Origin of the sequence: Neobacillus sp. CF12, from assembly GCF_030348765.1 — a bacterium.
Taxonomy (GTDB): domain Bacteria; phylum Bacillota; class Bacilli; order Bacillales; family Cytobacillaceae; genus Neobacillus.
The window spans coordinates 501447-514542 of record NZ_JAUCEU010000007.1 but is presented as its reverse complement, the minus strand read 5'-3'; the positions used below and the strand labels follow the sequence as shown (position 1 = coordinate 514542).

14 protein-coding genes are annotated in these 13096 nt (G+C 38.2%); 6 read left to right on the top strand and 8 right to left on the bottom strand.

The genetic code is table 11. The features are described 5' to 3' along the window. Nucleotides 1-85: 85 nt before the first annotated feature. Nucleotides 86-496: a VOC family protein gene (locus QUG14_RS02680; RefSeq protein WP_289339011.1), complete on the top strand. Its 411-nt coding sequence runs from the start codon at nucleotides 86-88 to the stop codon at nucleotides 494-496. A 162-nt stretch (nucleotides 497-658) separates the two neighbouring features. On the opposite strand, the gene QUG14_RS02675 is transcribed toward QUG14_RS02680, so the two are convergent. Beyond that, nucleotides 659-1051 (bottom strand): thiol-disulfide oxidoreductase DCC family protein, encoded by a 393-nt coding sequence (locus tag QUG14_RS02675; protein ID WP_289339010.1) that lies wholly within the window; start codon nucleotides 1049-1051, stop codon nucleotides 659-661. A gap of 147 nt (nucleotides 1052-1198) precedes the next feature. On the opposite strand from QUG14_RS02675, the gene QUG14_RS02670 reads away from it, so the two are divergent. After that, nucleotides 1199-1570, top strand: coding sequence for a DUF2500 domain-containing protein (locus tag QUG14_RS02670; RefSeq protein ID WP_289339009.1), 372 nt, complete (start codon nucleotides 1199-1201; stop codon nucleotides 1568-1570). Here the strand turns inward: QUG14_RS02670 and QUG14_RS02665 are convergent. From QUG14_RS02665 to QUG14_RS02640, 6 genes are all read right to left on the bottom strand, one after another. Beyond that, entirely contained in the window at nucleotides 1545-1997 is a 453-nt protein-coding gene (locus QUG14_RS02665) for a hypothetical protein (RefSeq protein ID WP_289339008.1), read from the bottom strand. The genes QUG14_RS02670 and QUG14_RS02665 overlap by 26 nt on opposite strands. 115 nt (nucleotides 1998-2112) lie before the next feature. Beyond that, the gene (locus tag QUG14_RS02660) at nucleotides 2113-3303 is read right to left on the bottom strand and encodes a M14 family metallopeptidase (RefSeq protein ID WP_289339007.1); all 1191 of its coding nucleotides are present in this window, start codon (nucleotides 3301-3303) and stop codon (nucleotides 2113-2115) included. Between the two features lie 164 nt (nucleotides 3304-3467). Beyond that, nucleotides 3468-4139: a DUF2642 domain-containing protein gene (locus QUG14_RS02655; RefSeq protein WP_289339006.1), complete on the bottom strand. Its 672-nt coding sequence runs from the start codon at nucleotides 4137-4139 to the stop codon at nucleotides 3468-3470. 173 nt (nucleotides 4140-4312) lie between these two features. Next, a complete protein-coding gene (locus QUG14_RS02650) occupies nucleotides 4313-5545 on the bottom strand; it encodes a hypothetical protein (RefSeq protein ID WP_289339005.1) in 1233 nt (410 codons plus the stop codon). 64 nt (nucleotides 5546-5609) lie between these two features. Next, on the bottom strand, nucleotides 5610-6155 hold the full coding sequence (locus QUG14_RS02645) for a hypothetical protein (protein WP_289339004.1): 546 nt from the start codon (nucleotides 6153-6155) through the stop codon (nucleotides 5610-5612). Between the two features lie 152 nt (nucleotides 6156-6307). Then, on the bottom strand, nucleotides 6308-7375 hold the full coding sequence (locus tag QUG14_RS02640) for a CotH kinase family protein (protein WP_289339003.1): 1068 nt from the start codon (nucleotides 7373-7375) through the stop codon (nucleotides 6308-6310). Nucleotides 7376-7672: 297 nt separating this feature from the next. Here QUG14_RS02640 and QUG14_RS02635 point away from each other — a divergent pair, with 297 nt between their 5' ends. Both QUG14_RS02635 and QUG14_RS02630 read left to right on the top strand, forming a co-directional pair. After that, on the top strand, nucleotides 7673-9505 hold the full coding sequence (locus tag QUG14_RS02635) for a hypothetical protein (RefSeq protein ID WP_289339002.1): 1833 nt from the start codon (nucleotides 7673-7675) through the stop codon (nucleotides 9503-9505). Nucleotides 9506-9727: 222 nt separating this feature from the next. Continuing rightward, on the top strand, nucleotides 9728-11083 hold the full coding sequence (locus QUG14_RS02630) for an arsenic transporter (RefSeq protein WP_289339001.1): 1356 nt from the start codon (nucleotides 9728-9730) through the stop codon (nucleotides 11081-11083). Between the two features lie 95 nt (nucleotides 11084-11178). Here QUG14_RS02630 and QUG14_RS02625 read toward each other — a convergent pair whose 3' ends face one another. Then, entirely contained in the window at nucleotides 11179-11769 is a 591-nt protein-coding gene (locus QUG14_RS02625; protein WP_289339000.1) for a VanZ family protein, read from the bottom strand. A gap of 125 nt (nucleotides 11770-11894) precedes the next feature. On the opposite strand from QUG14_RS02625, the gene QUG14_RS02620 reads away from it, so the two are divergent. Both QUG14_RS02620 and QUG14_RS02615 read left to right on the top strand, forming a co-directional pair. After that, on the top strand, nucleotides 11895-12257 hold the full coding sequence (locus QUG14_RS02620) for a hypothetical protein (protein WP_289338999.1): 363 nt from the start codon (nucleotides 11895-11897) through the stop codon (nucleotides 12255-12257). Nucleotides 12258-12398: 141 nt separating this feature from the next. Continuing rightward, nucleotides 12399-13076, top strand: a complete 678-nt coding sequence (locus QUG14_RS02615; RefSeq protein ID WP_289338998.1) for a helix-turn-helix transcriptional regulator — start codon at nucleotides 12399-12401, stop codon at nucleotides 13074-13076. Nucleotides 13077-13096: the final 20 nt, after the last annotated feature.

Sequence of the window (13096 nt, the reverse complement as noted above, 5' to 3'; positions counted from 1 at the left end):
ATTTTTTTGAGTTTTTTGATTAAAAACCGTTTTTTAATGAAAAACTAATATATTGTTGGTTATATGAAATGAAGGAGTGTTTATGATGAAGGGGCAATTAACACCATATTTATCTTTTGATGGAAATGCTAAACAAGCTTTGGAGTTTTATAAAGAAGTTTTGGGTGGGGAAATTATCGGACTTCAAACATTTGGAGAAGCTGATTACCCTACACCTCCAGAGGCCGATAATCGTGTCATGCACGCAAAGCTAAGCAAAGGTGACATTTCCCTAATGTTTTCAGATACCTTTCCTGGACAGTCAGTGGTTATAGGTACCAATATTTCGCTTACCCTAGAACCGGAAAGTGATGAGGAAATCCAAAGTCTCTATGATGCTCTGAGGAAAGGCGGAAAGGCACTTACGGAGCTAGAGGATACATTTTGGGGTGCCAAATATGCCAGAGTACAAGATCAGTTCGGGATCATTTGGGAATTGAATTATCAAAAATCTTAATTTTTCCAAAAGCACTTTTTGAGAGTGCTTTTTTGATTGCAAAAAAAAAAGAAAGTGGTGGGGCCACTTTCTAAAGGAGGTATTGTATCATGGGTTAGTACAATATATGTACCTCGTTGTACATGCATGTAGTGAACCTGTCCATATTTGATAACTTTTTTATTAATCTAGAAACCTTTTTTTCGTTTCTATAGTTGGAAGCAAACAACTTTCCTTTTTTCCAAACCATTTATACCGATTTTTAGCGATGACATCGTAAAAGAAATCTCTAAAGGAAGAAGGGAGGATACTGAGTATCGTTAGGTATCTCCAATAACCGTTTAGTTTCCTGGATATGCGTAATGCTGCACTTGATTTTATATAAACCTTATCCTTCTCAATATAGATTATACTTTCAATACCTTTAGGTATCCCATATTGCTCTACTAACTTCTGTCCAATTTCGCTTTGAAGAGAAGCAAACTTAAAATGCCCCTTTGGATCCCTTTTGATAATGAATTGGACGCTTTGATTACAAAGGTTACACACTCCGTCAAACAGTATTATATTTTCCATATTTCACCCATTTCCTTGTTGCACATTCCATACATACAGTATATAAAAAATTCTTCAAAAGTGTTTAATTTTCTTGAGACTCTATATTTCTATCGTTATAGTAAGTTTATAGAGAAAATGACTTTTTTAAGAAGGGGAGAGAGGTCAATGGGATTTGAGCAAGGTTTTGATATGTTTTCTATTATAAATATGCTGTTCCCACTATTTTTCATCATCATTTTAGGCATCCTTCTTTTTACCATTTTTAAAAATATTAAACAATGGAACTACAACAATAAGCAGCCTAAGTTGAATGTTGATGCGCTTGTGGTTTCGAAAAGGACCCAAGTACGTGGAGGAGGAAACAATAGCCACGCTAGTACAAGTTATTTTGTTACCTTTCAAGTCGAAAGCGGGGACAGAATGGAACTCGTTGTAAATGGTTCTGAGTACGGTATGCTTGCTGAAGGTGACTTTGGTGAACTAATCTTCCAAGGCACGAGATATCTTGGTTTTACACGCAAGCTTCAGGTAAATTAAAACTACTAGAAAAAAGGAACTGAGCAGATGTTCCTTTTTCTTTTATTGTTAGGATTGTACCAATGTACGAAATACTGGCAGATAGCCAGAAATACTGGCGGATAACCAAAAATACTGGCGGATACCCAGTAATACTGACGGATAGCCAAAAATACTGGCGGATAGCCAGAAATACTGGCGGATAGCCAAAAATACTGGCGGATACCCAGAAATACTGGCGGATAGCTAGAAATACTGGCGGATAGCCAAAAATACTGACGGATACCCAGAAATACTGGCGGATAGCCAGAAATACTCTCGGATAACCGAAGATTACTCTCGGATAACCGAAGATTACTCTCGGATAACCGAAGAATACTCTCGGATAACCGAAGAATACTCTCGGATAACCGAAGATTACTCTCGGATAACCGAAGATTACTCTCATATAACCGAAAACACTCTCGGATAACCGAAAATAATAACAAATATACCTCCACAATTACCCAAAACATTTTCAAAAAAGAAGACCCATTCCAACCAGGAAATAGGTCATCCCACCATTACATATACAATCCAGCCAAAAAGATTCCGAGTGTCTCTTCATAAATTTCGTCAAATTGTGAGATTGGGAGGGGGTTAGTTCCTGTTCCGAGCTCGATGGTAAATCCGGGCCGACGCCAATCTTGAATGAACCAATCCTTATATCCAGCATAGCTCTCGATCGATTTTACAGGCTGGTAACCACTAACTCTGCCAAACTCGTTCACCAGGATCTCAGACTCTGGCGGTTCAAGATTCTCAAACCCCCAGTAAATGACTTCACCCTGTGTGTGTAAGGCGAGTACTCGAGCAAAATCACGCCTTCTCGTTAAATCTGCCATCGCTATGGCCTCGGGCTCGGATAAAGGTCGTTCACCTACATAATCTCTCGGCCCCGGCTGACTAGGATTCCTTGCTTTCTCTAATTCCCAGCGAGCAGGGAACTGGTCATTTAAGTCAACACCTCTAATATTTGCTTTCCAACCCGAAAAATCGGTGCTGCCCCGATTAAGCTCTATTACTCTATTTCTCCACGTTTCATTTTCAGGCGGACCGTTCATCACAAGGCTAACACCATCAGGGTTAACCATTGGCACAAGAGATAACAGCGTTTGTTGGTAAAGAGGTGAACTAGATAGACCACGAATAGAACTGCCATTGGTAAGTGATAAACAATAATCATTTAAAAAGGTCATTAAAATAGGAGTCGTAATCCATTCATTTGCATGAAAAGATGCATTATAATGAACTCTTTTCCCACCTGTTCCAATTAGAACCTCAGGGATCCGATTACCAAGTACTGAATTTCCGGTGTTAACAACACGTAGAAATGGATATACATTTTGTAAACGAGAAATATCACTCATCATTCGGCTAAAATCATAATGTTGCTTTCCTTGCACAAGTCTCCAAGTTATCCTTAGCGGCACTCGAATGGTTTGCCCGACCGACAGTCGATTAGGATTTACATTCGGGTTCGCAAGCAGCAATGCATCAAGAGAAAGATTACGATTTTGGGCAATACTCCAAAAAGAATCATCTCGTCTGATCTGATAATTCTGCGCAACAAAGCCTGGAATTCGGATCCGCTGTCCTGCAGCTAGTTGACTTGGCTGTATATCCCGATTTGAGTCAACAATTAACTGGAGATTTATTCTATACAGTTGGCTATAATACCATAAAGAATCACCTTGCCTTACATAGATGTCCATGTAATCCTCCTATGGTCAAAAATGGTATTAATAAAAATGTATGCAACAAAGTCAAGTATATATGTAGGTTTTTAAATTTGTTTCCTTCTTATGAAGTTATCTATAAATAAAAAGAGTGCCTAGACACTCTGTAAGTTGGTTAAATGGAGCGCTAGGCTCATGGTTTATGTCATATGAACAGTTTTAATATGTTGTAAATTTAAATAGACGGGTTCGCCTTTTGCCGTTATAAGTTCAACAAAATTATTTTTTATCCCCATACTTTTCCCCATTACATTTTCATTTTCCCCGATATTAAATACAATTAATGTCCCAACCAATTTTTCAATCTGGACTTCAAATGATCTTGCAAATGTAATATTAGATGGATTAACTGGTAAATTCTCATTGCTTAAACCATAGGGACGCTGCTTATTTGTATAAGGAATTAACCATTTCAAGTGATTGAGGGAGATAAACATCGTTTTGTAGATAGGGGAGTAAAAAACAAAATAATTATTCATGATGCTGATAATGTAACCATGTAATGCTTGTTTACTTGTTACATATATTTCAGTGAAAATTCCCTTTGCCGCGGTAAGGGTTTTTCGTAATGAAATTTCCTCATTGGGATTAAAAATAGGAGATTGATCTTCTGACAGAGTAATGATTTCATCGATTTCTTCCATTTTTGGAAACTTCCAATTTTGAACATGAACGGTAGGAATGTATAGATAATCATAACCATTGTAAATCACCCACAAATCACTGCCAATGTCGATTAAGATTCCGCTTATCGGCTTATTTCCAGAGATTTCTAGTTTTATATAGGTACCGATATGGTCTTTTATTTTCATTTAATCACATCCTTTCTACTAAAATATTTTTACAATAAGAGAGGGCCCACACAAGTGGATCCTACTAATCTGAATGCCCTGCTCTTTATTGTAAAATTTCTTATGGGTATTGTTATCGAAATAGGAAAGATAAGGTTAGGTTTAATCATTTTCTGTCATTTGTAGGGGAGTAATTAAATGCGTCTTTGTGACTGATTTCGATTTGGCCATCCAGAGAAGATGGATCTGCGGTCAAAATCACGCATTGCTGGTTCACCCGAAAAACGTGACGCTCCAACTGATTGTGCCTTAGGTTTATTTTCCTCTTTTTGAGCCTCTACACTGTTTCTTTTTGATTTCTCAGTTTTCATAAGTGGAGTTGCATCAATGGCTTCTTTCACTTTATTTACTTTATTCAATAACTCCTTGGTAGAAGTAGAAATGACTTCTTTTTTCAGTGTTGGAACAGTTTTTACTTGCTCTTGTACAGGTTGTTTTCCATGAGATTTTTTCTCCAGTGAGACACCAGTAGGTTTTTGAACATTCTCTTTATCAAGCTTAACGATGTTTTGAATCTTAACTTCTGATTTCTGTTTTTTCACATCATCTTTGTGTGATTGAGATAGTTCGGTTTTTGTCCATTTGACTTCATTTTGGCTGTTTTGTTTTACATTCACTATTGGCTGAATGCTTTCACCATGTGTGCTTTGCTTTTTCTCTTCTTTTGCAGGTTTTATTTCGTTGCTAATTTTTGCAGCTGGTGCTGAGGTTTTGCTAGGTTCTGCCCAAACCTTTTTCTCGTTTTCTGGTTGATTTACAATTACATTGGGTGAGACAACAGGTTCGTTTTCTACCATCGTTACTACTTTATTTTGCTGATCTTTTTTTTCTTGTTTGTTTGATTTCATGATTACTTGTTCTTCAACATAATAATCTTCTTTTTCTTCCAATTTGCTATCTGAAACTGTTGCTTCCGTTTCATTTTTATTTTCTTCTTGTTTTTCTTCTTTCCGATAGCCTTTTAATATATTTGAAATGTGAGAAATCTTGATTAAAATTCGATTTTCACCATTGATTAGTGTAACAAAGTCAGCATCGACGAAACCTAGGACACCGTCAAAAGATTGCTTATTTAAACACAATATAGATACCCATGAATTTTTTAAAGAGTTTAATAAGTCCGCTAAACTCTGAGTTTTTACAAATTCCGTGGTGATTTCTTCACCTTTATATTGTTTCGTATTTTTTGTAATAGCATGGATTTTATCAATGCTATAGTAATAGACGTATGCATTTTCATCTTCTAGGATGATATGGTCCGTCTCTACGCCCATTAATTTTCCTTTTATAATTTCTTCACCAACAAACAGGTTTACATTGTAGCCTTTTAGTAAATCCACAGTCGATGAAAAATTATCAGATCCCATTCAATGTTCCTCCTTAGGGTAAATTTGCCGCTCCTCTTTGGAGAAGCGACAAGGTTTTTTATTTTCATTGTCTTACTTGTGAATTTTCTGCACGTACAACTCTTTGTCTCACAACTTGTTTTTCTGTTTGAGACATCGTGTTTTCTTCTTTACCTTGATCTTTATTTTCTTCTTGTTTTTCACTTTCGATTTTTAATCCATAGCTGATATTTCGGATATGCCACATAGAAACACGGACAACTTCTTCTTTGCTAATTAATGATACAAAGTCTTTATTAATTTCGCTAATAACACCTTCAAGTTTTTCCGGACCTCCACGGTTAATTCTTACCCATTGGAATTTTAAGCTGTCTAAAAGTCCTTGGAAGCTTGAAGCACTTTTAAATTCGAAATTCTCAGGAACCTCAATTCCTAAATCCATCGTGTCCTTTGAATTTTCTGTTACACTTTTGACATGGTGTGTATTGTAATAAAGCACACCATCATCTTTAGTCAAGAGTACTAGGTGGTCATCAAGAACCGCCATTAATTTACCAATTCTTGATTCTGGTCCTCCTCTGTCAACCTTGATCGTCTTCCCCACTAAAGACTTCCACATGTCGTTATTCACAATATTTATCCTCCTTTAAATAAATAAACTTTTACACTGCATTTATATGTGTCATGGTATGATGTTGTACTAAACGACGAGCCTTTTTTCTTACCTTTTTCAAAAAATAGGCAAAAAAAGAAGTATATGGATTCCATATACAAGTTAAAAGGTCATAATGTCGCCAGCTCTTTCATTAAAAATTCATATCTTTTATTAATAAAATCGAAAATGACTTCTTTTTCTTTGTCAAAGTATTTTTTGTCCATATTTATATAGGGATCTATCTTAATAAAGGGTCTTAAAGTTTGAAATTGTTGCTCAATAATTGGTTCTAAGGTTTCTAGGCAAAAATGATTTTCTAGGACAGAAGACAAGATTTCCTTGTATTTTAATCTAAATGGGTAAATATGGAGAAGTCGTCCAGTTAAGGTATTATACCCACTAATCGGGACAAAATCGTGGTCAAGTATCCTGCCGTGAAGGTCTCTTCCCCAAGTGCCATCATAATCCCAAGGGGTTATCTCAAACAGCTTTGTTTTGCTATTTAAATAAAGAGCATAGTTATGGATAAAGCCATCAAAGTTCTGTGTACAAACAACACCAGCAAGCCACTTTAGGTATTTATCAATATCTAGGATTTTACCAACTTCTTTTTCAAACTCTTCGTTCGGAAAAGTGTTGATCATCTCAATAAATTCCTCTAATAAGGTAAGATCCTTCTGATCTCCATATTTTATCGTGTAACCCTCATCTAAACTCACTTTTAATTTATTCTCGGGAGAGAGTAGAGAGAAGTTTGCGAAATAATTAGTGGCATATATGATTGGACCTTCCGGCAGATTTCTTTTTTTCAAAAGATGTTGGTCAAAGGATTCCAATTCTAAATATATTCCTTTACAAAAACCATTCATATAAAGAAGTACGTGCTTAGAATGCGGGGAAGTCACACCAATGCGATCAAAAAAGTCAAGGGAGAGTTTATTTCGGCTCAGTGAAATATCTTCGTACTCAGCGTTTAGATGAATTTCATGAGCTCCATCGACGAGATAAGGGTTTAGAAAAATGATATTATAGGATTTTTTCTTCTTCTTTCTAATGACATTTCCCCGATAGGTGAGTCCTATTTTGTATCGATTTTCGCCTATTTTTAATACGGCTGGGACATGCTCATCCTCCCAAATATCATCTTCCAACTTTTGGAGCCATTTTGGATTAATGAAGATTTCGTATTTTAACACGTAAATACTCCTATACATACATTTTTTCTAGATAGTATGCAGCATCCAGGTTGAATGTGCAGTACAAACATCTACAATTTATAGAGAGGACAAATGTGGACACGTAAATATTTATAATATGAAATTAAAAAAATAAATGTTTGTCTATATCAAGTACCACTTTATTACCATAAATTAGAAAGTGTAAATAATATTTTTATGGAAAGTGGTGGAAAACCCAGATGATGAAGGACATGAATCAGATGCTGTCAAAAGCTAAGGATAATGGAGTCGTTTTATTTCTAAATAACAATCCAGATGATAAACAAGACAAAAAATGTTTCTGCGATGGTTCAGATTCCAGTGGCAGCAAAGGGTCAGACGGAAGTCAAGGGTCTAAAGGAAGTAAGGGCTCAAGTGGCAGTCATGGGACATGCGGCAGTAAAGGCAGCAAGGGATCTGGTGGAAGTAGAGGGTCCAAGGGTTCACGCGGTTCTGGTGGAAGTAAAGGATCCAAGGGCTCACGCGGTTCTAGTGGAAGTAAAGGATCCAAGGGCTCACGCGGTTCTGGACGGTCTCGACGGAAAAAAGGTCCAAAAGGGCCAAAAGGACGAAAAGGTCCTAAGGGGCCTAAGGGAAGAAAAGGGAAACACGGTTCGGGTGGAAGTAGAGGATCTAAAGGCTCGCGCGGTTCTGGTGGAAGTAGAGGATCTAAGGGCTCGCGCGGTTCAGGCGGAAGTAGAGGATCTAAAGGCTCACGCGGCTCTGGTGGAAGTAGAGGATCTAAAGGCTCGCGCGGTTCAGGCGGAAGTAGAGGATCTAAAGGCTCACGCGGTTCTGGTGGAAGTAGAGGATCTAAAGGCTCACGCGGTTCGCGTGGACGTAGAGGATCTAAAGGCTCGCGTGGTTCTGGTGGAAGTAGAGGATCTAAGGGCTCGCGCGGTTCGCGTGGAAGTAAGGGCAGCAAAGGCTCACGTGGTTCTGGTAGATCTCGTGGCAAAAAAGGTCCTAAAGGTCCAAAGGGGCGAAAAGGTCCAAAGGGTAGAAAAGGCGGACATGGTTCAGGTGGAAGTAAAGGATCCAAAGGCTCACGTGGCTCTGGCGGCAGCAAAGGATCCAAAGGCTCACGTGGCTCTGGCGGCAGCAAAGGATCCAAGGGATCACGTGGCTCTGGCGGCAGCAAAGGATCCAAGGGATCACGTGGCTCTGGCGGCAGTAAAGGATCCAAGGGATCTGGCGGCAGCAAAGGGTCCAAGGGATCACATGGTTCTGGCGGCAGCAAAGGGTCCAAGGGTTCACATGGTTCTAGCGGCAGTAAAGGATCCAAGGGATCACATGGTTCTGGCGGCAGCAAAGGATCCAAGGGTTCACATGGTTCTGGTGGGAGTAAAGGGTCTTATGGCGGTTATTATGGTTACGGTGGTAAAAAAGGTTCCAAAGGCAGTAAGGGTTCTGGCGGCAGCAAAGAATCCAAAGGCAGTAAAGGCTCGCATGGCAGCAAAGGATCCAAAGGTAGTAAAGGCTCACACGGCAGCAAAGGATCAAAAGGTAGTAAAGGCTCACACGGCAGCAAAGGATCCAAAGGTAGTAAAGGTTCACACGGTAACAAAGGACCCAAAGGCAGTAAAGACTCACACGGCAGCAAAGGATCAAAAGGTGAGAAAGGATCACACGGCAGTAAAGGATCCAAAGGCAGTAAAGGTTCGCACGGTAGCAACGGGTCCAAAGGCAGTAAGGGTTCTAGCGGTAGCAAAGGATCCAAAGGTGATAAAGGCTCACACGGCAGCAAAGGATCCAAAGGTGATAAAGGCTCACACGGCAGCAAAGGATCCAAAGGTGATAAAGGCTCACACGGTAACAAAGGACCCAAAGGCAGTAAAGACTCACACGGCAGCAAAGGATCCAAAGGTGATAAAGGCTCACACGGCAGTAAAGGATCCAAAGGCAGTAAAGGTTCACACGGCAGTAAAGGATCCAAAGGCAGTAAAGGTACACACGGCAGCAAGGGGTCCAAAGGCAGTAAAGGCTCCGGCGGTAGCAAGGGGTCTAAAGGCAAGAGCTCAAAAGGTAAAAAATAATAAAAATCAACCGGTACTATCGGAGTACCGGTTTTTTTTGATTATTATTAAAACACAAGACTGTTACCTATAAAAATACCCACTAGGTATTGGTTTACCTCCAAAAAGATAGGCATAAATCCAATCATTAATTTTTAAAAATTTCTAGATACCTGCTGATTTACATAAATTCAAGATATTCGTTTAGTTCAAGCCCCTTAGGAACTACGTATGATAGAGCAAAGGACAAGAGAAGACAGAAAAGGAGAATTCTTAGAAGAAATTTTAGACAATTGAAAGGAGAGAAATAACTGATATGTATCAACCATCGACGGTGATCATAACCATATTTGCCTTTTTCCTAACCATGGTAATGATATTTATCCGTCCGAAAAATATGAATGAAGCAATTCCAGCAACGATTGGGGCAATCATTGTAATGTTAAGCGGCAGCGTTTCGCTAACTGATTTGTTGGACATAAGCTCCAAAGTAACAGGAGCAGCGGTAACGATTATCGCCACAATCGTTATGGCAATCGTGCTTGAAAGTTTCGGCTTCTTTAGATGGACGGCAGCACTGATGTTAAAAGTATCAAAAGGGTCCGGAATTCGTTTATTCTGGTATACATTATTACTGTGTTTTTTGATGACGATGTTTTTTAACAATGACGGCAGTATTCTAATTACCACACCCATACTCATCCTAATTTTTAAAAATATCGGATTAAAGGACCGACAAAAGATTCCATATTTATTAAGTGGCGCCTTGATTGCCACAGCTTCAAGTGCTCCAATTGGTGTAAGTAATATTGTAAATTTAATTGCGCTCAAAATTATCGGAATGGATCTTTATCTACAAACTGCCATGATGTTTGTTCCAGCTACGATTGGACTTCTATTTTTGGCTTATTTACTCCTCCTCGTTTTCAAGAAGGACATCCCTAAAGAAATCAGACTCCATTCCTACACACTGCCATTGTTAAATAACAATCGTTTTCATCCTTTACAAAGAAAAAATGAGGATATGTTTGAAAAACAAAAAAAGTTAATGATTCAAATGTTAATCTTCGTATTTATCGTCAGAATCAGCCTTTTTGTAGCATCTTTTTTGAACATCTCGGTTTCATTAGTAGCTGTTCTCGGTTCAATCGTCTTATTAATTTGGAGATGGATCCATTTAAAGAAAAACCCAAAAGACGTTCTATTCAAAATACCATGGCATATCTTAATTTTTGCTTTTAGCATGTATGTTCTAATCTATGGATTACACAATATAGGATTAACGACCCTAATGGTGGAACAGCTAAGTTCCATTGTAAATGGCAGTTTACTTCACGCAAGCGTTACTATGGGAATCATAACAGCCTTCCTATCTAATATTTTCAACAACCATCCTGCCTTAATGGTTTCAACGCTGGCTTTAACTGAAATGGGATTAGAACCATTATTAACGCAGACTGTATATTTAGCAAATATTATTGGAAGTGATATCGGTTCCTTAATACTGCCTATTGGTACCCTGGCAACATTGTTATGGATGGATATTCTAAAGAAAAACAATATAAAAATTTCCTGGATGGATTATATTAAAGTCACCATCATTGTCATCCCACCAACGCTTATTTTCACTCTTGTAGGGCTGTACTTATGGCTGTTGCTAGTATTTGTTTAAAAACGGAAAATTTTCCTTTAAAAAGAACATTCCATGTTAAAAAAAATAGTGTTAGTGAATGAGCCATCAGTCCTTATTTAGGATCCTGATGGTTCTTAGTTTTTATTGAGTACTTTGATAACCTTGTTGAATAGAGGATGCAATAGATATCCAATATAAAAACCAAGTACATTTAAAATAAGGTCATCAATATCCATACTACCTCTATGAGAAACGTACTGGAGTATTTCTATCATCGAAATAAAAAGGAATGGTAGATAGAATAATTGAAATCGAGAACGATTTTTAACCATTAAAAATATACCATAGGGAATAAATAAGCCTATATTAGCTGCCAAATTATAAAAGACAATTAACCCATTTACCTTACCTGATAAATAAAAGGCAATTGTTGAAAGTGGAATTAGATTAAGGGACTGATAGGACTGATCGCTGTGTCGAAAAAACAGCAAAATAAATAATCCAAAGGAATAGAAAAGTAGTAGGAACCTTAAATTTGAGTAGGAAATCTGGATGGTTTCACGGCGTATTAAGCAGATAAAAAACAATACTGACATTACAATACAGAAAAAAACAACACCTAAAACGACTGGATGGAGATAGGAAACTAGTTGAAGTAGCACAGGAGACAATAATAGAAAAATAAAAATTGATATTATTAAAGTCAATAAAAGTAATTTTTTCATAGGTAGAACCTCATTTATTATTTCTTTCATTATAACACCAATCCATTATTGCTACCTGCGCCCATTCCTAGGACATCTATCCTACATACAGTAAAAGGAAAGATTTTCGGAGGAGGATGAAAAATATGATGGATTTAAACAGATTCGGAGGACATCATGGCGGTCATCACGGTGGGCACCATGGAGGTCACCACGGTGGACATCACGGCGGGCATCATGGCGGGCATCATGGCGGGCATCACGGCGGGCACCACGGCGGGCATCACGGCGGGCATCACGGCGGGCACCATCATGGTCACTATGGACATGGATATGGATATGGAGGATTTGGTGGAGCACCATTTGTAGGAGGTTTACTAGGAGGTTTGGCTGCAGGAGCATTAGGTTCACCGGGCTATGGTGCATATCCTTATCCAGTAGCAACGCCTTATCCAACACCGGCACCATATCCAGGCTATTATCCTTATAGCGGCTACCCATATTATTAAATTCTTAACTTCTGAGCCCTTTCAGAGCGAAAGGGTTTTTTGTGTTTCTTATCTAATTAACCAAGTTTTCCAATGAAAAACTTGAACTATTCGACCTATACCTGAATATATTTTAAAAAGAGAGTATAGGGAGGGAAAAGGATGAGTTTCCACGCTGACCATATGTCAGAACCACGCCGCAGAATCATACAATTCATAAAAAATAACGGATCCTCATCAATGAGCGAGCTGGCATCCTTCTTAGAGATAAGTGGTGAAGGAGTACGGCAGCACCTTCTTCAATTAGAAAAAGAAGGATGGGTAACTCGTTATTCAGAAAACAATGGTGTTGGCCGACCTGTACTACAGTATCGATTAACAACTGCCGGAGAACATCTTTTCGAAAAAAATTATGATCACCTAACGATTGAAGTTTTAGATACATTAATTAATTCTCTGGGAGAAGAAGCACTAAAAAATATCCTCTCCGCAATGATTGAACAAAGAATTCGCCAGTGGGAACCAAAATTAATCGGATTAAGTACAAATGAACGTTTAAATGTTTTAAAGGATTTCTATAAGAAAGATGATTCATTTATGGAAATAGAAAATAAAAATCATGTTTATTCACTCATTGAACGTAACTGCCCATTCCATAATGTTGCATTGCAGCGACCTATACTTTGCAGTGTAAGCGTTTCAGTTTTAACTCATTTATTAGGATGTTCTGTGAAAAGAGAGAAACGACTTCAGAATGGTGATGGTTGCTGTGTTTTTCAGGTTCTTTTAGATGAACCCGTTAGCGAAAACACTCCTCGAATCATAATTGAGGATGAGTAGTCCTATAAATTTTAAAGGGA

Bases quoted from the DNA above. Each gene is read 5' to 3' on its own strand.
- QUG14_RS02670 (WP_289339009.1), top strand. From the start codon at position 1,199: ATGGGATTTGAGCAAGGTTTTGATATGTTTTCTATTATAAATATGCTG.
- QUG14_RS02650 (WP_289339005.1), bottom strand. From the start codon at position 5,545: ATGGGATCTGATAATTTTTCATCGACTGTGGATTTACTAAAAGGCTAC.
- QUG14_RS02620 (WP_289338999.1), top strand. From the start codon at position 11,895: ATGATGGATTTAAACAGATTCGGAGGACATCATGGCGGTCATCACGGT.
- QUG14_RS02665 (WP_289339008.1), bottom strand. From the start codon at position 1,997: ATGAGAGTAATCTTCGGTTATCCGAGAGTAATCTTCGGTTATCCGAGA.
- QUG14_RS02660 (WP_289339007.1), bottom strand. From the start codon at position 3,303: ATGGACATCTATGTAAGGCAAGGTGATTCTTTATGGTATTATAGCCAA.
- QUG14_RS02625 (WP_289339000.1), bottom strand. From the start codon at position 11,769: ATGAAAAAATTACTTTTATTGACTTTAATAATATCAATTTTTATTTTT.
- QUG14_RS02630 (WP_289339001.1), top strand. From the start codon at position 9,728: ATGTATCAACCATCGACGGTGATCATAACCATATTTGCCTTTTTCCTA.
- QUG14_RS02655 (WP_289339006.1), bottom strand. From the start codon at position 4,139: ATGAAAATAAAAGACCATATCGGTACCTATATAAAACTAGAAATCTCT.
- QUG14_RS02680 (WP_289339011.1), top strand. From the start codon at position 86: ATGAAGGGGCAATTAACACCATATTTATCTTTTGATGGAAATGCTAAA.
- QUG14_RS02615 (WP_289338998.1), top strand. From the start codon at position 12,399: ATGAGTTTCCACGCTGACCATATGTCAGAACCACGCCGCAGAATCATA.
- QUG14_RS02675 (WP_289339010.1), bottom strand. From the start codon at position 1,051: ATGGAAAATATAATACTGTTTGACGGAGTGTGTAACCTTTGTAATCAA.
- QUG14_RS02635 (WP_289339002.1), top strand. From the start codon at position 7,673: ATGATAAACAAGACAAAAAATGTTTCTGCGATGGTTCAGATTCCAGTG.